This window comes from Erysipelothrix sp. P66, from assembly GCF_038682365.1.
In the GTDB taxonomy this organism is placed as follows: domain Bacteria; phylum Bacillota_I; class Bacilli_A; order Erysipelotrichales; family Erysipelotrichaceae; genus Erysipelothrix; species Erysipelothrix piscisicarius.
Genome location: NZ_CP152290.1, coordinates 318,750 through 340,514 on the forward strand (window position 1 = coordinate 318,750; position 21,765 = coordinate 340,514).

General features: G+C 39.1%; 18 protein-coding genes. 13 read left to right on the top strand and 5 right to left on the bottom strand.

The genetic code is table 11. The features are described from left to right. The first annotated feature begins 48 nt into the window (after window positions 1-48). The 6 genes from AAG186_RS01510 to AAG186_RS01535 all read left to right on the top strand — a co-directional run bounded on the left by AAG186_RS01510 (window position 49) and on the right by AAG186_RS01535 (window position 5,781). Window positions 49-345, top strand: coding sequence for a thiamine-binding protein (locus tag AAG186_RS01510; RefSeq protein WP_013852597.1), 297 nt, complete (start codon window positions 49-51; stop codon window positions 343-345). Beyond that, entirely contained in the window at window positions 317-1,108 is a 792-nt protein-coding gene (locus AAG186_RS01515; RefSeq protein ID WP_161637072.1) for an ABC transporter permease, read from the top strand. Before AAG186_RS01510 ends, AAG186_RS01515 begins: the two co-directional genes overlap by 29 nt. Continuing rightward, window positions 1,105-2,070 carry an ABC transporter substrate-binding protein gene (locus tag AAG186_RS01520; protein WP_161636984.1) on the top strand — a complete coding sequence of 322 codons (966 nt, stop codon included), beginning with the start codon at window positions 1,105-1,107 and terminating at the stop codon, window positions 2,068-2,070. Before AAG186_RS01515 ends, AAG186_RS01520 begins: the two co-directional genes overlap by 4 nt. Then, window positions 2,054-2,821, top strand: coding sequence for an ABC transporter ATP-binding protein (locus AAG186_RS01525; protein WP_331836777.1), 768 nt, complete (start codon window positions 2,054-2,056; stop codon window positions 2,819-2,821). Before AAG186_RS01520 ends, AAG186_RS01525 begins: the two co-directional genes overlap by 17 nt. 79 nt (window positions 2,822-2,900) lie before the next feature. Beyond that, window positions 2,901-4,181 carry a GTPase HflX gene (gene hflX, locus AAG186_RS01530; protein WP_342621872.1) on the top strand — a complete coding sequence of 427 codons (1,281 nt, stop codon included), beginning with the start codon at window positions 2,901-2,903 and terminating at the stop codon, window positions 4,179-4,181. Between the two features lie 136 nt (window positions 4,182-4,317). Continuing rightward, complete coding sequence (locus tag AAG186_RS01535; RefSeq protein ID WP_161636987.1) at window positions 4,318-5,781, top strand: DEAD/DEAH box helicase; 1,464 nt, start codon at window positions 4,318-4,320, stop codon at window positions 5,779-5,781. Between the two features lie 78 nt (window positions 5,782-5,859). Here AAG186_RS01535 and AAG186_RS01540 read toward each other — a convergent pair whose 3' ends face one another. The 3 genes from AAG186_RS01540 to AAG186_RS01550 all read right to left on the bottom strand — a co-directional run bounded on the left by AAG186_RS01540 (window position 5,860) and on the right by AAG186_RS01550 (window position 10,988). Beyond that, window positions 5,860-9,375: an exo-alpha-sialidase gene (locus AAG186_RS01540; protein ID WP_342621873.1), complete on the bottom strand. Its 3,516-nt coding sequence runs from the start codon at window positions 9,373-9,375 to the stop codon at window positions 5,860-5,862. 279 nt (window positions 9,376-9,654) lie between these two features. Next, complete coding sequence (locus tag AAG186_RS01545; protein WP_331836785.1) at window positions 9,655-10,596, bottom strand: TIGR01212 family radical SAM protein; 942 nt, start codon at window positions 10,594-10,596, stop codon at window positions 9,655-9,657. Beyond that, window positions 10,593-10,988: a GNAT family N-acetyltransferase gene (locus AAG186_RS01550; RefSeq protein ID WP_331836786.1), complete on the bottom strand. Its 396-nt coding sequence runs from the start codon at window positions 10,986-10,988 to the stop codon at window positions 10,593-10,595. Before AAG186_RS01550 ends, AAG186_RS01545 begins: the two co-directional genes overlap by 4 nt. 77 nt (window positions 10,989-11,065) lie before the next feature. On the opposite strand from AAG186_RS01550, the gene AAG186_RS01555 reads away from it, so the two are divergent. From AAG186_RS01555 to murJ, 5 genes are all read left to right on the top strand, one after another. Then, on the top strand, window positions 11,066-11,854 hold the full coding sequence (locus AAG186_RS01555) for a pseudouridine synthase (protein WP_161636990.1): 789 nt from the start codon (window positions 11,066-11,068) through the stop codon (window positions 11,852-11,854). A gap of 371 nt (window positions 11,855-12,225) precedes the next feature. Beyond that, window positions 12,226-13,488: a YeeE/YedE family protein gene (locus AAG186_RS01560; protein ID WP_161636991.1), complete on the top strand. Its 1,263-nt coding sequence runs from the start codon at window positions 12,226-12,228 to the stop codon at window positions 13,486-13,488. A 41-nt stretch (window positions 13,489-13,529) separates the two neighbouring features. After that, window positions 13,530-15,227: an FAD-dependent oxidoreductase gene (locus AAG186_RS01565; RefSeq protein ID WP_161636992.1), complete on the top strand. Its 1,698-nt coding sequence runs from the start codon at window positions 13,530-13,532 to the stop codon at window positions 15,225-15,227. A 9-nt stretch (window positions 15,228-15,236) separates the two neighbouring features. Continuing rightward, the gene (locus tag AAG186_RS01570; protein WP_342621874.1) at window positions 15,237-16,535 is read left to right on the top strand and encodes an APC family permease; all 1,299 of its coding nucleotides are present in this window, start codon (window positions 15,237-15,239) and stop codon (window positions 16,533-16,535) included. A 135-nt stretch (window positions 16,536-16,670) separates the two neighbouring features. Beyond that, on the top strand, window positions 16,671-18,176 hold the full coding sequence (gene murJ / locus AAG186_RS01575; protein ID WP_342621875.1) for a murein biosynthesis integral membrane protein MurJ: 1,506 nt from the start codon (window positions 16,671-16,673) through the stop codon (window positions 18,174-18,176). A gap of 39 nt (window positions 18,177-18,215) precedes the next feature. On the opposite strand, the gene AAG186_RS01580 is transcribed toward murJ, so the two are convergent. Next, window positions 18,216-18,662: a putative immunity protein gene (locus tag AAG186_RS01580; RefSeq protein WP_331836794.1), complete on the bottom strand. Its 447-nt coding sequence runs from the start codon at window positions 18,660-18,662 to the stop codon at window positions 18,216-18,218. Then, the gene (gene msrB / locus AAG186_RS01585) at window positions 18,628-19,038 is read right to left on the bottom strand and encodes a peptide-methionine (R)-S-oxide reductase MsrB (protein WP_125164157.1); all 411 of its coding nucleotides are present in this window, start codon (window positions 19,036-19,038) and stop codon (window positions 18,628-18,630) included. Before msrB ends, AAG186_RS01580 begins: the two co-directional genes overlap by 35 nt. A gap of 116 nt (window positions 19,039-19,154) precedes the next feature. On the opposite strand from msrB, the gene AAG186_RS01590 reads away from it, so the two are divergent. Together AAG186_RS01590 and AAG186_RS01595 are read left to right on the top strand one after the other, a co-directional pair. Next, window positions 19,155-19,865, top strand: a complete 711-nt coding sequence (locus AAG186_RS01590) for a response regulator transcription factor (RefSeq protein ID WP_161636995.1) — start codon at window positions 19,155-19,157, stop codon at window positions 19,863-19,865. After that, window positions 19,852-21,762, top strand: a complete 1,911-nt coding sequence (locus tag AAG186_RS01595) for a HAMP domain-containing sensor histidine kinase (RefSeq protein ID WP_342621876.1) — start codon at window positions 19,852-19,854, stop codon at window positions 21,760-21,762. The genes AAG186_RS01590 and AAG186_RS01595 overlap by 14 nt, the downstream gene beginning before the upstream one ends. The last annotated feature ends 3 nt before the right edge of the window (window positions 21,763-21,765 follow it).

Below are 21,765 nucleotides of genomic sequence, written 5' to 3' on the forward strand. Positions count from 1 at the left end.
CCTCTTTTCGTACGAGAAGAGGTTTTTTTATATTATAAGGAGGTTCATATGAACGCAAGTGTCGCAATTCAAATTTTACCGAATACAACATCAAATGAAGAAACAATTCGTATTGTGGATGAGGTGATCGCATATATTGCGCAAACGGGTCTAAACTATGTTGTCGGACCGTTTGAAACATCAATAGAAGGGGATTATGATGAATTGATGGAAATTGTTAAGAACTGTCAACTCATTGCGGTTAAGGCAGGTGCCGATAAAGTATCAGCATATGTAAAGATTGCTTATGCGCCAACAGCGCACATTCTCACCATTGATGAAAAAATCACAAAACATCAAAAATAGATTATTGTCCGTATCCGCAATTGTTGGATTGTTGGTATTATGGCAAGGTCTTTCATCACTTGGAGTGATTCCACGGTTTATGTTACCCGCTCCCAGTGATGTCGTGAAAGCATTTAATAATGATTTTAGTTTACTTATGTATCATGCGAAAACAACGCTCTTAGAAGCTTTTTTAGGATTAACATTTGGGATTTTGTTAGGATTTATCTTTGCGGTCATTATGGATCATGTTTCATGGTTTCATAAAATGTTTTATCCGTTGATTATCTTGACACAGACAATTCCCACGGTTGCATTAGCGCCCCTTTTAGTACTTTGGATGGGTTATGGATTACTTCCAAAAATTACGTTAATCATTTTAACGTCGTTTTTCCCCATTACAATGGGATGTATGAATGGATTTCAGTCCTGTGATAAGGATGCTTTAAACTTAATGAAATCAATGGGAGCAAATACCTTTCAAACTTTTCGTCATATAAAATTTCCACATGCCTTACCTTATTTCTTTTCCAGTTTAAAAATTTCAGTATCGTATTCTTTAATCGGTGCGGTCATTGCGGAATGGTTGGGGGGATATAGTGGATTGGGCGTTTATATGACGCGTGTACGGAAATCGTATTCGTTTGATAAGATGTTTGCCGTAATTTTCTTTATATCTTTCTTAAGCTTGGTATTAATGGGACTTGTTTCGTGGTTACAAAAACGAGCTCAGCCATGGCTTGATGCGGAAACCTTACAAAGAGATGGAGCAAATAATTCATGAAAAAGAAATTAATGGGGATATTGGTTTTGGGGTTACTTTTAACGGGATGTGGCGCTAAGTCGTCCAAGCCGGTTCGGATTGTATTGGATTGGACCCCAAATACGAATCATACTGGGCTCTATGTAGCTCAGGAAAAGGGATTCTTTAAAGCGCAAGGTCTTGAGGTGGAGATTGTACAACCGCCTGAAGGATCTACAACATCGTTAATTGGAGCAGGGGGTGCAGAATTTGGTATTAGTTTCCAAGATACCATGGCACCGGCACTGGCAAGTGAACATCCACTCCCAATTACTGCGGTAGCAGCTTTAATTCAACACAATACGTCAGGTATTGTTTCATTAAAAGAAAAAGGCATTGATGCACCCCGTAAAATGGCTGGACATACGTATGCCACATGGGATTCACCGATCGAACAAGCGATTATTCGTAAAATTGTAACGGATGATGGTGGGAATTATGAGGATATTAAAATGGTTCCAAATACCGTTACTGATGTGGTATCAGCACTCCAAACAGATATTGATGCAGTCTGGATTTTTAAAGCATGGGATGGCATGGCCATCCAACAAGCCGGTTTGGATACACATTTTTTAAACTTTGCGGATTATGGCCAAGAACTTGATTTCTACAGTCCCGTCTTGATTGCGAATAATGCTTATTTGGAAGAAAATGGGGAAGAAGCAAAGAAAGTTTTAAAAGCCTTAGAAGAAGGGTATGAGTTTGCGATTGAAAATCCTGATGAAGCAGCGGAGATTCTTGTGAAACATGTACCGGAACTTGATCTTGATTTGATTAAGGCAAGCCAACATTTTCTTGCGAAAGAATATAAAGCTGAAGTTACGAAGTGGGGTACCTTTGATGGTGCGCGTTGGAATCAATTCTACGCATGGCTTTATGATAATCAATTAATTGATATGCCCATTGCTGAGAATGTAGGATTTACCAATGACTATCTCAACTAAACCTGTTTTAGTGCTTGAACATGTTTCCATGGCTTATGGATCCAAGCGTGTCTTGGATGATGTTTCGGTGACGTTAAATCAAGGTGAAGTTGTATGCATCTTGGGAGAAAGTGGTGTTGGCAAGACGACATTATTTAATGTGATTGCAGGACTTCTTCACCCTGATAAGGGTTCCGTATCTTTACATAAACAGGATATTACAGGGGCGACGGGTCATGTTTCGTATATGCTTCAAAAGGATTTATTGTTGCCTTATAAGACGGTCATTGATAATGCGGCATTGCCGTTGCGGATTCAAGGTAAGAGCAAAATAGAAAGCCGTGAAGCGGCTCTAAAATATTTCGCGACCTTTGGCTTAGAGGGAACGGATCATCTGTATCCTGCCCAATTATCGGGTGGAATGCGACAACGTGTCGCATTTCTGAGAACATTCTTATTCTCAGATGATGTTGCTTTATTGGATGAACCGTTTAGCGCATTGGATACAATTACCAAACATCAAATGCAAACATGGTACTTGGATATCATGAGTCAGTTAAATCTGTCCACATTTTTTATAACGCATGACATTGATGAAGCGATACTCCTTTCGGATCGTATTTATGTCTTAAGTGGAAAACCGGGGAAAATTACGTATGAATTAATCATTGATACGCCCAAACCTCGAAATGAAGACTTTTTGTTAACGGATGCATTTATAAATTATAAACGGATCATTAAAGCTCACTTAAACGATACCAAATCAGAATAGACCCAAAAGATACACACGGATAGGTGTGTATCTTTTTCATAAAACTTGTTATATTGATAAGAGAAGGTTGAGGATATGCATGTTAGATACAAAAACAATTAAAGAACGCGTCGTTTTAGTTGGCGTGGATTTTGGGAAAAAAGATTTTGACTTGGATTCATCCATGATTGAATTGGGGGACTTGGTTGAAGCGGCTGAGGGAACGGTTGTTTATCAGATTACGCAAAACCGAGATCACCCTGAAAGTGCGACCTATATTGGAATTGGGAAAATTGAAGAAGTGATGCGTGCAGTCGCAACCTATGATGCCGATACCGTGGTGTTCAATGATGAACTCAGTGGATCACAGATTCGAAATCTGGAAAGTTTAATTGGTTGTAAGATTGTTGATCGAACCAATTTAATCCTTGATATTTTCGCTTTGCGTGCAACCACGGCCGAAGGGAAACTTCAAGTAAAACTTGCGCAACTAAAATATCGTTTACCGCGCTTAATTGGGTATAGTGATTATTTATCTCGTACTGGTGGTGGCATTGGGACACGGGGTCCCGGTGAACAAAAACTTGAATTGGATCGACGCCACATCCAACGGGAGATTCTTCACGTCCAAAATGCCTTAACCAAATCTGAAGAAAACCGTGAAATTACCCGTAGTAAACGATTAAATTCAAATCTTCCAATTATCTCATTTGTTGGATATACCAATGCGGGTAAATCAACCTTAATGAACGCAATTTTAACCAATGGTGATCCCCAAGCTAACGATAAACATGTGTTTGTGAAGGATATGCTCTTTGCGACCTTGGAGCCCTCCTTGCGTAAAGCCCGTCTTAATAATGGACTGAATGTCATTCTTACGGATACCGTAGGGTTTGTATCAAAATTACCCCATACACTTGTAGAAGCATTTAAAGGGACTCTTGAAGAAATTAAGTATTCAGATCTAATTATTCATGTGGTGGATGCGTCCAATCCTGACTTAAACATTCAAATGGATACAACGTATAAAATGCTTCGCGATTTGGATGTGCTGGATCGTAAAATCATTACCGTCTTTAACAAGATGGACCAGGCAATGGATCAAGATATTGTCTACTATCAAAGTGAATTTGGAAATCGTATGTACATCAGTGCCCTCGACATGGAAGACATAGATCGACTGGTTGATGCGATTGAAGTTGAACTGGAATCAAGTTTTAAGAAAGTAAGTTTTGAAATCCCGTTTGCGGATCTTGGAATCTTAGATGCGATTGCCTCCAACTATGAAATCATTGGTTTAAATTATACGGAAAAAGGGGCAGAATTTCGAGCTGTCATTCGTGAATCAGATCAAAATCGTTATAAAAAATATATAATCTAAAAGATGTGTGTGTTTTTGGATGCTCATTAACCACTTTGTACTGAGATAGTGTATAATGAAAAAGCACTTTCACACATGTCCAATCGGTATGGTGAATTCGGTTTAGAATAACCATGCATAGAAAAGAGATGATATCGTGAAACATACATTTAAAAATTATGGAATTGATGACTCAATTCTAAAGTCAATTCAGTATTTGGGCTATGATGCCCCAACTGATGTTCAACAAGAAGTGATTCCTGCTGTATTAAGTGGGAAAAATATTGTTGTGCAATCACAAACAGGTAGTGGAAAAACCGCTTCATTTGGGATTCCTATTTGTCATCAGGTTGATTGGGCAAAACGTAAGCCTCAAGTTTTAGTGTTAGCACCGACGCGTGAACTTGTCATCCAAATCCAAGAAGATTTATTTAATCTTGGTCGTTTTAAACGCTTAAAGGTTGAAGCGTTATTTGGGCGCAGTTCATTTGAGAAACAGGCACAACGTTTAAAAGAAATGACCCACATCCTTGTCGCAACGCCTGGTCGTTTATTAGACCATATGGCCAGAGAAACCGTGGATCTTTCGCATATTGAAACATTAGTGATTGATGAAGCTGACGAAATGTTTAATATGGGCTTTATTGATCAAATTACAAGTATTATTAACCGTATTCCCAAAAAGAGTCAAAAATTACTCTTTTCCGCAACCATGCCAGAACGCGTTAAAGATCTCTGTACGCTTTACATAAAAAATCCGCAGTGGATTGATATCGAAACAGAAAGTCGTGTTGAAGACCGTATTGATGAACGTTACTATATTGTTGATTATCCCGATAAAATGGCGTTACTTGAATCCGTACTCATAACGGAAAATCCAGATAGTTCAATCATCTTCTGCAATACCAAAGAACAAGTAGAATCCGTGACTGATTTTATGGAAGACTTAGGGTGCAAGGTAGATACCCTTCATGGTGGGATGGAACAACGTTTTCGAACCAAAGTCCTAGCGGACTTTAAACATGGTCTTTTCCGTTATCTTGTGGCTACGGATGTGGCAGCACGTGGATTGGATATTGATGATGTTTCACTCGTGGTGAACTTCGATGTTCCTGAAAATACGGAAAGCTATACACACCGCGTGGGCCGTACCGCACGTGTGGATAAATATGGTAAAGCCGTAACCTTCGCTAGTCCCTACGAAATGAAATTTATGAATTTAATTATTAATGAAACGGATCATGAACTTCAAAAAGTTGTGAAACCAAGTCAAAGCCTTGTGGATGCACGGCGTGATGCATTTGAAGCCAAACGTGATCGCAAACCTAAAGTCAAAAAAGATAAAGCGCATGACTTTAAACAAGAAATCACCAAAATTCATATTAACGCAGGTAAGAAAACAAAAATGAGACCGGTCGATATTGTGGGTGCATTGTGTTCCATTGAAGGCATGAATGCAGAAGACATTGGGGTTATCAGTATTGTCGATGTTTCAACCTTTGTGGAGATTCTTAATGGTAAAGGAGACCTTGTTTTAAAAGCACTTAAAACAATGCCCATTAAGGGGAGACCTCGTAAAGTAAACCGTGCCAATAAAACGGAATACGAACGCCTCTTATAAAAAAATAAAAACTGTAGCTGCACCTTAAAGGAGGCAGCTACAGTTTTTTTCTAAAAAAGATACGTTAGCGATAAAAAATTATTGTTTGCGTTTAAAAATCACAAATCCGCAAAGTGATACAAGCATTCCAAGTCCGACAAATCCAGAAACAGCTTTTCCTGTTTTAGGAAGTGTTGCATCGGTTTTGTCTGTCGGTGTTGTTTGAACATCACCTTCAGTTGTGCTATCGGGAGTTTCGGGTTTTTGAGAATCCTTATCCGGTTTTGGATCTACAATCGGAGGTGTGATGCTTTCATCAGGATTTGATGGTTCCTCTGTTTCAACCTCACGTTTGCTTAAACCTCTAACGGCTGAGTCTAAGGCTTCAATGGCTTCTTTAATCTGCGCTTCATTTGGTGTAGAAGCTTTGAAGAGACTTCTAAAACTGAAGCGTGGTGTTTGAAGCAGTGCTTTCGCAGACTCCAACGCATCATATACATTCTGCACACTTGTCTCTGTATAAAGAGACAGATCAAGGGTATTCATGTAATCCTCAACCTCTTGAATTTTTAAACGTAATGAATCTAAAGTGTAGTTACTTAACTCGAGATTGTTGATCAATTCATTGAGGTTTTGAACCATTTCATCAATTATTTCCTGTGTTGTTTCTGAGTTATCAAGAAGCTCATAGGCTTTTTCTTTTAATTCAAGTAATGGTTTAAAACTTGCTTCGGTATAAAGGTTTTGATCGTAGCTTTCAAGTGTTTCAAGAATGTGATTTAAGCTTGAATAATCGAGAGGTGCACGATATGTTTTTCCATGCAGGGTAATTTCCGCAGCATTTCCATAGTTTTCAAGACCTTTCACGACTTTAAAAACTAGTGTATCCACATGAGCATCCTCAAACGTAATGGTTTTCTTTGAAAGATTTGTATCGAGAGTGCCTTCAGTGAGAACCTGAAGCGGTGCATCACCCAATTTACCTAAGATTTGATATTCTGTGACGACACCGTTGATCGTTCCATCTTGACGTGGTAGATAGGTCAAGGCATTCACAACCATCTCATGATGGAATGAAATCGTTACATCAAATGGCGGGTTCTTATCGCCCCATTTGGAGTGCCAGAAGGTACTTGGATCGCCATCAAAGGCTAAGCCGATAGGACCTTCAACGAGTGTGTTCCCTTTTTCATCTTCTTGACTTGATGCCGTTACATCAAACATTGAGTTTGGAATGTAGGTTGGATCAATCGCATCAATCATTGCATGGATTTGTTGGATGAAATCACCAATGGTAAAGGGATTATCACTTAAGAGTTCTGCTTTGGTAATCAGTTGATCCGCTGCATCTTTTACACTTGGTGCTAGGTTTTCAAAATCAAGGGCTTTAAGTGTTTCGAGTGCTGCATCAAGACCGTGTTTATTCGCAATATTGAGTGCTTTCCCATCAAGTGTTTCAAGATAGCCTTCAGTAAAGCCATTGAGAATGGTGATGGGTTCTGTTAAGTTAAAGCGTATTGTGTTCGCATCAACACGTTTTGGTGTTGATGTTTGATGTGTATTATACGTTAACGTTAAGTTTGAGCTAGGAATTAAAGCCTTATCCGATTTTATTTCAAGGAAGGTATCCTGAATATCAAGATTTAAACTTGAGGTATCTTTAACACCTAAATCTTCAAACGAGAAACGTTTAAACATCATCGACATATTATCCCCGTTTTCAGGTTTTTTATGTTCGTACATTAAACCAAAATGTCCATCAGGAAGTGGTTGAACCACATTGTACTCATAATTTCCACTTTGCATATGCGTATTGGAGAGCAGAACGAGTCGTTCACCTTCTAAAACTTGAAGCAGCTTTACTGCCCCATTGGTTCGTTTAGGACCATTTGGATTTGCAAGTAAGATATACTCGTTACCTTCATGGTTATAATGTAAGGCCGACATTTGTGAGTAAACATCGGTAATGGGAAGCGTTTCAAGATCATTCTCCCAGGTTTCTCCATTATCATAAGATGTACCTACCAGAACTTTTCCGGAAACATTTCGCGCAAATTGTTTCAGGGTACCGTTATTAAGTTGGACCACTTGGGATTCGGTGACCAGGGCACCCCCATTATTTAAGGTTTCGGAATTTAAAACTTGACCGTTAAAGTTACGGTTATCGTTGAGGGATTCCGTTTTATGCCACGTAATACCATCGGCACTTTTGATCATGGATGTGGATTGAGAATTACCGCCATGACGGTTTGTATGGTAAATCGGGAAAGCGAGTTCGCCATTTTCAAGTTGAATGCCAACGCCCGGACCCGTTCCTATGAACTGCATCCAATCTGCTTTGACTTGTGGTGTAATATCATGAGGTGATGACCAGGTTTGACCGTCATCATCCGAATGGGTTAACCATAGATAAGCCGTTTGACGGATGCGTAGGGGACTTTTCTTAAGGTAGATATTTCCCACATATGCATCGCCCTCATAAATATCTCCAAGATCATTGAAAGGCATGCCTTTCTCAGATTCTAAGACAACGCGATAATTCGTGATGATATCCGTATTTAAATCAAATACGGTCCCATCAGCTTTTGCGTAGTATTTCTTGCCATCAGTACCTTTTAGAACAATATGCGTACCGTCTTCTTTGGTTACATAAGGTTGACCAAAGTCCTGGTCTTCATTTTGAACACTAAAGAATCCACGTGATTCTGGGAACATATCAACTAAAAGATAAATACGGCCATTCCGTTTATCTTGTGCCATTGCCGCATCAATAAGGAATGCGGAACTTTGATAGTTTGTATTCACATTTTCCTGGGAAACATTTGGGTCTGATTTTAAATCAATAATCACTTGGGTATCAGACCATGTTTTACCACTGTCTTGACTTCTACGGATTGCGATATCGATATTTCCCCAGTCTGCTTGATGGGTAATACGTTTATCAATCGCAGCTAAGACGGTCCCATCTTGAGTTGTGAGAAGACTTGGAATGCGGTAGTTTTTACTGCCATCTTGTCCCGGTGCATAGAGTTCAATTGCTTCTGAAGTCGATGGATCAACGGTTGAAGCGGTGTCGGAATGTAATGTTTTAATGGTATCAACATCGAGGATGTTGTGGGTTAGGTTTAATGAAGCAATCTTTCCACTAAAAGGCCATAAGTTTTCACCTTTTAAGCGGGCAACGCCACCCAGTTTCATACGGTTCCAAGGTATGGATTGGATTTTCGTGAAATCAATATCATCTTGGGATGCAAGTAAGAGTCCATCTGCATAAATTTCTACACGATTACCATGATTAAGGACGGTAACGGTGTGCCAGTTTGCGTTGGCAAGTTGGGTACTTGTGCCCGAAGTATTAATAATATGTTTTCCGGTTTCATCTCTGAATTCAATGCCAAGCTTACCGGTACTGTTTTGATAGTAAAGCGCGAAATAGTTGTTTTCCAAATTTGCGTTTGATATTGAAAACAGTGAAGTAAGATCACTGGATAGTGATTCAGAACGGAAACGCAAGGTTAGGGAACCTTGGTTAAATTCTTTGATGTGTGATAAATGGTCGGAAATATCAGCACCTTCTCCCTTTAAGTGTAGGTCATTAAGATTTAGATCATTCATAGCAAAGATAGAACTTGGGTAAAGACTTATACCCAATACAAGTGTAAGAAGCACGACGAAAATGTTACTTATTTTCTTCAATTTAAATACCCCTCTCATATAAGTAATGTATGGATGATTCAAATGTAAGCGCTTCATTCATCGACATTATAGCATCTTTTTTCGCCATGTCCAAAACAATTTACAAAATTTCATATTCATGAAAATCAGTTTCCTTAAGCGTTGAATTTTAGCTTGTAAACCCGCAATTTAGCGAAAATAATTACCAAAAAAAGGAGCTTAGCGCTCCTTCGCATATTTACCTTGCCAGGTGTTCTTTTGAACCATGAGTTTATCGATTTCATTGGTGACTGCAATTTTGCGAACCGTCCAAAGTGGGGCAAGCAAATCATCCGCCATACCATCTCCAGTAAGTCGAGCAATCACAATATCTTCGGGTAGGCGTTCAATTTGTTTCACAACCACATCCACATAGTCATCACGGGAGAGAAGTGGAAACGGATTTTTTTGATATTCTGCACCCAGTTTTGTTCCTTTAATAATATGAAGCATGTGTATTTTAACCATCTCAGGATGCATTCGTGCAAGGTAATCGGCAGTTTCAAGCATCATCTCAGGCGTTTCCTGAGGAAATCCGTTAATAATATGAACACAAGTACGAATGCCTGCTGCTTTGAGTTTTTGTATACAAGTTGTGACCGATTCAAGATCGTGACCCCGATTCATCCATTCGGAAGTTTCAGGATGAATGGTCTGCAAGCCAATTTCGATGGTCAAGTCTTTCTTACGACTCATTGCTTCAAAATATGCAATCTTCTCATCATCCAAGCAATCACTGCGTGTCGCAATATCAATCCCCACAAAACGATCATCCTTGAAGAAAGGGTCGTAGAGTTTTTTGAGGTTTTCTAAGGAATCATGTGTATTTGAGTAGGCTTGAAAGTATGCAATCTTAGCGGCATGGGGCCATTTTTGAAGCATTATATTTTGGCTGTGCTCGATTTGCTTTTCTAAGTCTGGATTTTTTAAAATCATATCCCCAGATCCACGGGCACTACAGAAGTTACAACCGCCACTTCCACACGTACCATCACGATTTGGACAGGTAAATCCTGCATCGATGCTGACTTTAAATGCTTTTTGGCCATAAGTTTTCTGGGTAAAATAGTTATATGTTTGATAACGCTTGTTATCAAGGGAAAAAGGGTATGGGTTTGTCATCGTAATACCTCCATAATACAATAGTCGATGTCATTGCGGGTAAATGTTTGATCTGTTTGTGTAAAACCAAAACGTTTATAGTATGAAATTTTGCTTGTTCGCGCATTAAGAATGATGCGCCCCTTATATAATGATAGCACATGGCTTAATAACATGCTTCCATATCCTTGATTTTGGAAGCCTGGAAGGGTTGCGAATTTTCGAAGTTGGACCGTGTCATCATGCTTAACGACAGAGATTACGGAAAGACAGTGTTGGTCCATAAAGAGACCATAATGAAGTGCCATGGCGTCATCCTCTGTTTGTGCTAAGGTTATGGGTCCATCAGGATACATTGCGTGATGGCGGATGGGTAAAACCTGTTGAAGTGAAGTTGTTTGTATCGATATCATGATTATTCTCCTTGTGACATATTATACGGTAAATGGTAGAATAGATGTAAAGAATTAGAAAATAGATTGAGGACTTTATGAAACAAGCACGACAACAAGCATCAAACGCCAATGAAAACATCAATCCCATTCAGCACGAAGCGCGGGAATCGTTGCGTTTAAATAAATATATCAGTGATTCGGGTTATTGTTCACGTCGACAAGCAGATCGTTATATTGCGGAAGGGGTAGTTGCCATTGATGGTGTTACGGCTATTGTTGGCCAACAAGTACTGCCAGGGCAACGTGTAACCGTTGAAGGCAATCACGTGACCATCGATGACGAGAAAGTTTATATCGCCTTAAATAAACCACGTGGTATTACATGTACAACGGATGGTGCCATTGAGGGCAATATTTCAGATTTTATGAACTACCCAAAGATGATCTTCCCAATAGGACGGTTGGATAAAGATTCCAGTGGCTTAATTCTACTTACCAATGATGGTGATATTGTTAATAAAATATTACGTGAAGAATACGGTCATGATAAAGAATATATCGTATCGGTGAATAAGATGATTGATGAAGACTTTATTACACAAATGTCCAAAGGGGTCGAGATCTATAACCAACAAACCCATCGTATGCAAGTGACCAATCCATCCGATGTGGAGCAAGTTGCACCGAAAACCTTTCGAATTATTTTAAATCAAGGTTTAAACCGACAAATTCGCCGGATGACAAAGGCATTGGGATTTAAAGTCACAACGTTAAACCGGGTTCGAATCATGAATATTAAACTGGGTGATTTAAAGGTAGGAGAATGGCGTTATCTAAGCGTCCAAGAACTTGAAGAAATGAATCGACGTATCCAAAGCCGCTAAGCGGCTTTTTTAATGCGCTATAATCAGAGATTATTACGCAATAGGTTTTAGTTATAAGTATTGCTTATGACTGAATGGCCAAAACGGTCAAATTTTGTGATACAAGTTATTAATTTCACAAATACAAAAGAAATAAATCACTTTTAAATCGAAAAAAGTGATATAAGGGCAGATTATGGCTAAAGTCGTAAAAACTCGTGAGTTAATTAGTTGTAATGTCAACAATACGTGATACGATTTATGAGCAAGGCAACGATTAGCCTTAAACATTTGATGATTATCCATGCGGTGATGCGCAAAAGATACGGGGATCTGATAATCCTATAAATGTAAGGTGTCGTTTGCTTATTTGTCATTCATAGGAGGAGAACATGAAGAAGACAGAAAATATTATTGGATTTGTATTGCTTATCGCAGTATTCATCCTTGGAAAGAATTTTTTAGCGTCTGATATGCATTTATTCAGACTTGTAATGGGGATTGCATTAGGATATACATTAACACGTGCTGCAACAGGGTTTGCAGGAAGTGTGAACCGTGCTGCAAATACAGGTTCCACAAAATTAATGAAAACCTTAATGTTTATGTTCTTTATTACAACAGCATTATCCGCATCATTTATGATTTTCCAAGATCCATCACAAATGGATTTATGGGTTAATCCAATTAATGGTGGGTTACTTGTTGGGGGTGTGCTTTTCGGATTTGGGATGGCATTCTCATCCTGCTGTGCATCCGGTGTTTTAACGGATTTAATTACAAGTTTACCACGTGCTTTAATTACACTCGTATTCTTTAGCTTTGGGGTCTTTATTGGATTCCCTCTTCAAAAACAAGGTTGGGTTGCGACATCATGGTTTGTATCTGAAGTTGGATCACAAACAGCAGGTGGTGTCTTCTTACCAGACCTCTTTAAATGGGATGGTCTTGGTGGATACCTTGGCGCATTAATCTTAACAGCACTGCTTTGTGGTCTTGTGGTTGTGCTTGCGAACAAATACGAAGCAAAACGTAAAAAAGAGGGTACATACACAGGGCACTTTGTGGAAAAAGGCCAAGATAGTATGGAATCATTTGAAGTTGAAAAAGATTATGCTTTCCCAACAGAAAGTACTTATGAACGTCTTTTTGTAAAGACATGGACTTTAAAACAAGGTGCAGTGATCATCGCGATCCTCTTTACATTATTAATGGGTGTTACTAAAGCAGGTTGGGGTGCATCAACACCTTACGGTTTCTGGTTTGGTAAATTCTTAACACTCTTTGGTGTATCCGCAGAATCCCTGGGATCATTTACACAAATGGATCCAGCTGTATTCTCAAAACCATTCTTAGCAAACCCTGTAACAGTTCAAAACATGGGTATCCTTGTTGGAACTGCAGTATACTTACTGACAGCAGGTAAATTTAAAAATACATTTATGTCAGAGCTACACATTACCGTTAAAGATGGACTGCTTTATGCAATGGGTGGTATCACAATGGGTGTTGGAACACGTCTTGCGAACGGATGTAATGTTGGTGCTTTATATACACCGATTGCGAACTTCTCATTATCCGGTTGGGTATTCCTTGTTGTGATGGTAATCGGTGGTTACTTGGGAAACAAGCTCGCAAAACATTTACAAAAATAAAGTCTTAAAACGATAACTTAGAAAAGAAAGAGGATTCTACCATGAGTAAAAGAATATTAATTGTTGGAGGGGTAGCTGGAGGTGCTTCAGTTGCAGCTCGTGTTCGTCGTCAAGATGAACATGCGGAAGTCATTATGTTTGAACGCGGACCGAATGTGTCCTTCTCAAACTGTGCTTTACCATATCACCTAAGCGGCATTGTTGCTTCAAGTGATGACTTAGTCTTAATGACCCCTGAACAATTTAAAAAACAATATAACATCATTGCACGCACAAGCACTGAAGTTCTAAAAATTAATCGTGACGCGAAAACCGTTACGGTTAAAAACCTTGAAACTGGTGAAGAAATGGATGAAGCGTATGACAAGCTTGTCCTATCACCAGGAGCAAGTGCAATCTTACCACGCAGTATCGAAGGCATTGACGGTGATAATGTCTTTACCGTACGTAATGTTGTCGATATTAAAAAATTAAACGGACATATCGTCAACAACAACATTGAAAACATTACCGTTGTTGGTGGGGGATTTATCGGTGTAGAAGTTGCGGAAAACTTGCGTCATGCAGGCAAAAACGTAACACTTGTGGAAGCGATTGATCAAATCATGAGTCCATTCGATTATGATATGGCACAAGTACTACATAAAGAAATGATGGATCACGGCATCAACCTAATCCTTGGTGATGGCGTTAAAAAGATTACAGAAACAAGTGTGGAACTGGGTTCAGGAACCATCTTAGAATCCGGCGCAGTTGTCATGGCAATCGGTGTTGCACCTGAAACAAGTCTTGCGAAAGCCGCAGATCTTGAAATCGGTGTTACTGGTGGAATTAAGGTAGATCACAATTATCTTACAAACGATAAAAATATTTATGCAGTGGGTGATGCGATTGAAGTCTTCCACCAAATTACACATAAACCAACACGTCTTGCACTTGCAGGTCCTGCTCAACGTCAAGCACGTGCAGCTGCAGATCACATGTATGGAATTCCTCATAACAATAAAGGTGTTGTCGGATCATCATGTGTACAAGTATTTGATTTGAACGCTGCATCAACTGGTCTTAATGAAAAAATGGCAAAGGCTAACGGTTTCGACTATGACTTTGTTTACATTATCCCGGGTGATAAAGTAGGGTTAATGCCCGATGCAAATCCAATGCACTTTAAACTTTTATTTGAATACCCAACAGGTAAATTACTGGGTGCACAAGCAATCGGTAAGGGAAATGTTGATAAACGTATTGATGTCATTGCGACAATGATTCAAATGGGTGGAACGCTTGAAGATCTTAAAGAAGTTGAATTATGCTATGCACCACCATTTGGTACTGCCAAAGATGTTGTGAATCATGCAGCGCTTGTTGGTTTAAACCTTCTTTACGGTCGTTTCAACCAAGTTCCTGTAACGCAAGTTCGCGAATTGGTAGAATCCAATGCATGTATTATTGATGTGCGTGAAGAACATGAATATGCTTTAAGTCACCTTATCAATGCAATCAACATTCCATTAAGCCAAATTCGTGATCGCTTGGATGAAATTCCTACGGATAAGCCTGTATATTTACACTGTCGTTCGAGCCAACGTTCATATAATGCTGTAATGGCACTTCAAAACCTTGGATTTGATAATGTAATTAATATTTCTGGATCATATCTTGGAATCTGTGTCTATGAATACTTTAACGATCAAGTCACAGGCCGTGATAAAATCGTTACAGAATACAACTTTAACTAAGGAAACAGTATGCGCAAAAGACTCAGTAAATTGGATATCTTGGCGCTTGCATTAGGTTCAATTATCGGTTGGGGATCGTTTACGCTCCCGGGGACCAAGTTCTTGCCCGAAAGCGGTGTAATTAACACTGCGATCGGGCTTATTCTTGGTGGCATCGCAATTATCTTTATTGTTCAAGGCTATCATGTCATGATGTCTTCCCATAATGAAGATGGTGGTGAGTTCTCATATACATACAATAATTTAGGAAAAAAGCACGGTTTCATTGTAGGCTGGTTCTTAATTCTTTGTTATATCAGTATGGTGCCTCTGAATGCGACAGCATTTGTGCTTGTCGTGAAAAAACTTTTTGGATCAATTGTAACGTTTGGATACCTCTATGATATCGGAGGAACCTCTGTATATCTCTCAGAAATACTAATCGCAAGCTTTATCATTATTATCTTTGCGAAAATAAACATCCAAGGACTTAAGATGAGTTCGAAAGTTCAAAATGTGATGATTTTACTTACAGTCGCAAATATTATGGTAATTTTCACCATGATGCTAGCCACTCAAGGAACTTCCGTTCTAAAAGAAAACTATATTACACCCTATACCTTTGATTTTGCTCAAATTGCGAAAGTTTTTGCGATTGCACCGTTTCTCTTTGTAGGGTTTGATGTCATACCACAGGTTTCAACAGATTTAGACTTTAGTCCTTCAAAAGCCGTTCGGGTTACCATTCTCGCTGTGTTTGCAGGTGTTGTATTCTATAATCTCAATAACATCACGACAGCCTTGGTCTTTGCGCCACAAGCAGGTTTGCTTGAGGAGTGGGCATTAGGGTCAGCGGTTTTAAGTCACTTGGGATTTGCGGCGTTTATCTTGCTGCTGATTTCACTTGCAGGTGCGGTATCGGGTGGTATTAATGGCTTTATGCTTGGGGGAAGCAAACTTATTGGAGCATTAGCTCAATATAAGCTCATTCCTGAAAAGTATAGCTATGAAAACCAAAATGGGATGTACACGAAAGCAATTCGATTTATTACGATCGTGAGTCTTGTTGCGCCATGGTTTGGACGTGAGATGATTATCTATATAGTAGATATGTCATCGCTTCTAGCGGCCATCGTTTATTTCTATGTGTGTATGATTAGCTATCGAAAATCGTCGGGGCGTTTAAGTGCTGCTGGTGCTTTAGTAAGTCTTGTGTTTGTGGGACTTCTCGTCATACCGGGATCACCTGGACAACTCCAGTTGCCCTCATTTATCTTTATGATTATTTGGTCGGCACTTGGTGTTTTCTATTATTTTAAATATCAATAATCTTTTTGGTTAAAGCACTGTCGCTTTAACCTTTTTTTTATAAAACACCTTCGATGATGTTTAATTGTGTGACACAACATTTTCGTTATGTTTCAACGCTGAAAAGGGTATAATAGAAAAGAAAAGAGGAATCCCATGAAACGAAATGCAGCTTATTTAACCATCGCAATTCTTATCTCAAAAATATTGGGTCTTGTAAGAGGCCTTGTTTTATCATATTTTTACGGAACATCCATGGTATCGGATGTTTACTTTACTTCATGGAGTATTCCTAATGTTATCTTTGGTTTTGTAGCAATCGGATTGGTAAGTACGTTTATTCCGGTTTATATTCGAGCATCAGAAGAGCACGGTGAAGGCATTGCCGATCGATACATGAGTGATGCCCTCAATCTGATTGCGCTTTTAGCTTTGGTACTTGTATTACTGGGGCTTGTCTTTACCCAAGAACTTGTACTCGTATTCGCACATGGGTATACAGGAGCCAAACTGGCACTTGCGGTTCGCTTTACTAAAGTGACATTGTTATCCATCTTTTTTATTGGGGCACGGTCGATTTATGAGAGCTATCATGAGATTCATAATCGCTTTCTTATTGCGCCAATCGGAAGTTTTATGATGAATATTGTCGTGATTTTATCCATTTTTATGAGCGTGAAAACGGATATCATGGTCTTACCCATTGGGATTTTTGTTGCGAGTGTCATTCAATATCTATTTGCCTTCCTAACATCAAAAGGTAAAGGCTTTAAACGTCGTTTAACCTTTGATGTTCGCAATCCTTATGTGAAGATGATGACGGTGATGGCGATTCCAATTATTCTTGGGGCTTCAATTGATCAAGTAAATCTCGTCATTGATCGCACCATTGCCTCTACATTTGCGGATGGATCGATTTCCGCCATCAGTTATGCATCGCAAATCAATGACGCAGTCTTAGGTGTATTCGTCTCCACAATGGCAACAGTACTCTATCCAACCCTAGTGGGGAATGCAGTTCGAAATGAAACCGAACAACTTAAAGAAACCGTTACGAAAATATTAAATGTTGTGAATTTATTAATGATTCCTGCGTCAATTGGGATTATGGTGCTTTCAAAACCGATTGTTATGATGCTTCTAGGTCATGGTAAGTTTGATGATCAAGCGATTGTGGTTACGGGTACAATTTTATTTTTCTATGCCTTGGGTCTTGTGGCATTTGGAATGCGACAGGTTCTAACGAAAACCTTTTATGCACTGGAAGATACAAAGACACCCGTACGTATTGGGGTTATTTCTGTAGTCGCCAATATTGTTTTAAATCTTCTGCTTTCAAAGACAATGGGGGTAACCGGTCTTGCACTTGCAACCACATTGGCTGCATTCATCGGATCACTGTTACTCTATAATGCTCTGCGTATCCGTTTAAATGGATTGAGAACGGGTCAATTTATGCGTTCGTTCTCAAAAACGATGATCGCTTCACTTATTATGGGATTTGCGGTTTATGCCATCTATTACCCAACGGTGCTTGGTGATATGGGTAAAAAAGGTGTTGTGATTGTGATTGCCTTTGGTATTGCGGTCTATATGCTCGTCATGCATTTTATGGGTGTACCGGAATATGATGAAATTATTAAAAAAAGAATCAAGGTTTAATCATAAAAAAACTTCTTGAGAAGAACTTGTTTTGTTCTTTTAAGAAGTTTTTTTATCGAGATAATTGGTCAACGTATCAAGTTGCCATTTTCGCTCAAGGGAACGTTTACTGCGTTTTCCAACTTGAACTGCTTTTAAGGCATAGTTTGCACATTGAATGCCGTGTGCTTTAACCTGTGTCGTTCCTGCCGCATGACCGCTCGCTCTAAGTAAATAGATGTGTTCTGTTTTTGTAAGCTCACGTGCACGTTCATGGGCTTTTAAGGCACGTTTTCGTGCTTCATCAGTCGTCATAGTGCCTTGAACCCAATCTCGTGTTGCTTTAAGGGACGCGGTGGCGTGCACATCACGATATCGACAAAGAGTTAAGGCATGTTCCAAGCAATCACCAGCCCACATGACAACAATGGGTTTGGGTGTGTCTTTTAAAAGTGTTTCCAGTAATTCAGTATCAGTCATGTTTGATGTGTTGGATATAGTGTCCATAGCCTTCCTCTTCCATTTGATCAAGTGGTATAAAGCGAAGCGCTGCGGAATTAATGCAGTAACGAAGTCCACCAAGTTCTTTCGGTCCATCGTTAAAGACATGGCCTAAATGCGAATCTGCATTTAAGGAACGGACTTCGATACGTCGTGTTTCATCTTCAACCTCAAGCAATGCATCAATTGGTTTTGAGAAAGCTGGCCATCCACAACCTGCATTAAACTTATCATTTGATAAGAAAAGGGGTTCGCCACTTACGATATCGACATAAATTCCCGGCTCATAAAAATCATCATATTCGCCCGTAAACGGTGCTTCAGTGGCACTGTTTTGGGTGACTTCATATTGAATGGGTGTGAGTTTATTTTTTAGATTCATCTTTATGTCCTCCTGAATTTATTATAGAACAATGTTGTATCTTAAACAATTCTTAAACATTTGACCCGTTGGTTTTTAAACAGTTAGTCCCTATAATAGAACTATGAGGTGACGAGATGGCTAAAATTTTGATTTGTGATGATGAAAGAGATATTGTGAACGCATTAAAAATTTATTTATCACAAGAAGATTATATGATTTATGAAGCATTTAATGGTGTCGAAGCATTGGATGTGCTTAAGAAGGAGCGGATTGATCTGGTGTTACTGGATATTATGATGCCTGAAATGGATGGGTTGGAGGCGATAATGCATATTCGTCAAACAACAACAATCCCAATTATATTCTTGACGGCTAAGGGAGAAGATACGGATAAGATTTTAGGATTAAATGTTGGGGCGGATGACTACATAACGAAACCGTTTAATCCAATGGAAGTGATTGCGCGCGTAAAATCACAACTTCGTCGGTATAGACAATTTAATCAAGGTTATATAGAATCGTCACATATTTTAAAAGTAGGTGGACTGGAATTAAATGATGAAACCAAATCGGTGAGTATGGATGGAAAACACGTCCGTTGTACACCCACTGAGTTTGAAATCTTAAAGTTTTTGATGGCACATCCAAACCGTGTTTTTTCACCCAAGCAGATTTACGAACAGGTATGGCAAGACCATTCCTATGGTGCAGAAGGGACAGTTGCAGTTCATATTCGCCACTTAAGAGAAAAACTCGAAATCAATCCATCCGAACCACGTTATTTTAAAGTAGTGTGGGGACAAGGATATAAAATAGAAGGAGATATAAACCATGAATCGAAATAAACGCAAACATTTTATGATTCGTTTCGTCTCAGCGGCCGTATTTATCGTATCCCTTGGGGGATTTGTAGGGAGTGTATATGGTCTGGTGAAGATGCAAGATCTTCATGTGAACAGCATGACGCCAGAAGCATTACGGGAGCATGTTTTCAAAGAAACAGCCCAAGAACAAATTAAGGCTTTGATTCGAACGTCATCGTTTGATAATGCGTCTGACAAACGTTTTTCCGCAGGACTTATAGACATGGAACAATCTGTCGTGTCTCCAAATCATTTTTTTAAAATCTATAATTCGGACAATGCACTTCTATACAGCAAGGAATCCCCTTCTAAATCTGGATTTATCACAGTCTATACTCTTTCGGATTATCAAAGCGTGGATGAACGTGATTCGAATGGTAATTATATAAAATCACAAATGATTCAAAAAGATTACCGGGTTGAAAGCCAAATCGTTGAGGGAGCACCCGATGTGTTTTGGTACCTGGATCTTTTGATCACGACGCTTTTAGAGATTGGTTACCGATTGTATGGCATTCTCATTGTTTCTGCATTCTTAATGCTTGCATCGATGATTACATATACAAAACATGCAGGGATTCGACAAGAAGACGGTAACATCGAACAGAATACCTTCGATCGCTTACCTTTAGAACCTTTTGTGTTATTATATTTGCTGGTCTTTGGCTTTTCAATGAGTCTTCTTGGCGAGAGTATTAATGTATTCTATCGCGATGTTCCCAATGCCTTTTTGATGGGTACGAGCATTTCGCTCATCGGACTGGGATTATCCTTTGTCTTTTATCATTCTTTAATTAAACGCATTAAAGCAAAACAGCTCTTTGGGAATTCATGGGTCTATCGATGGGGTTACCTCCCGATAAAACGTTTGTATCAAGCGTCATTTTCCAATCGTGACTTGCTTCTAAAAGTTTCCATGATTGTGGGAGCATCGTTACTGTTTGATTTTATAACGATGATATCAATTTCCAATCATAATAGTGGAACCATGTTGTTTTTCTGGTTGATTAAAACAGGGGTGGTTGTCTATTTTATCTTGAAATTTGCACTTGATGGTAAAGCAATCCGTGAAGCGACACAAGCAATGGTTTCAGGAAATTTCGATAAGTCCCTTGATACTTCAAAACTTAATGGCGTCTTAAAAGACCATGCACAGGATTTAAATCAACTATCTGATGGGATGCATCGTGCGGTTGAGCGACAAATGAAATCGGAACGCATGAAAACGGATTTGATTACAAATGTCTCACATGACATCAAAACACCGTTGACATCAATTATCAATTATATTGGTCTTCTTGAACAAAAATCGTTTGACGATCTTGAAGTGCAGGAATACTTAAACGTTCTTTCAAGACAATCGTTACGTCTTAAAAAATTAATTGAGGATTTAGTTGAAGCATCGAAAGCGAGTTCAGGAACAATCCCTCTCAATCAAGAAGATACCGACCTTAATGTCCTTCTTGATCAAGTCATTGGAGAGTACCGTGATCGTTTGAATCAGAATGAATTAGAACTTATTGTGATACAAGATGAGGTTCATGCGCATTTAGATGGTAATGTCCTTTTCCGTATTTTGGATAATCTATTTGGAAATATTTGCAAGTATTCCTTAACCAAATCACGTGTTTATGTATCGTTAAATCAAATTGATCACAATGCAGTCATCGAAATTAAAAATATATCGGATGTATCGTTAAACATCAGTTCGGATGAATTAATGGAGCGATTTGTACGCGGGGATGCTTCCCGAAATACAGAAGGGAGCGGTCTGGGGCTTTCAATCGCAAAAGCATTAACTGAAGTCATGGGGGGCGCGTTTAAGTTGGAAATTGACGGCGATTTATTTAAAGTTAATTTAACCTTCTCACTTCAGTGACAC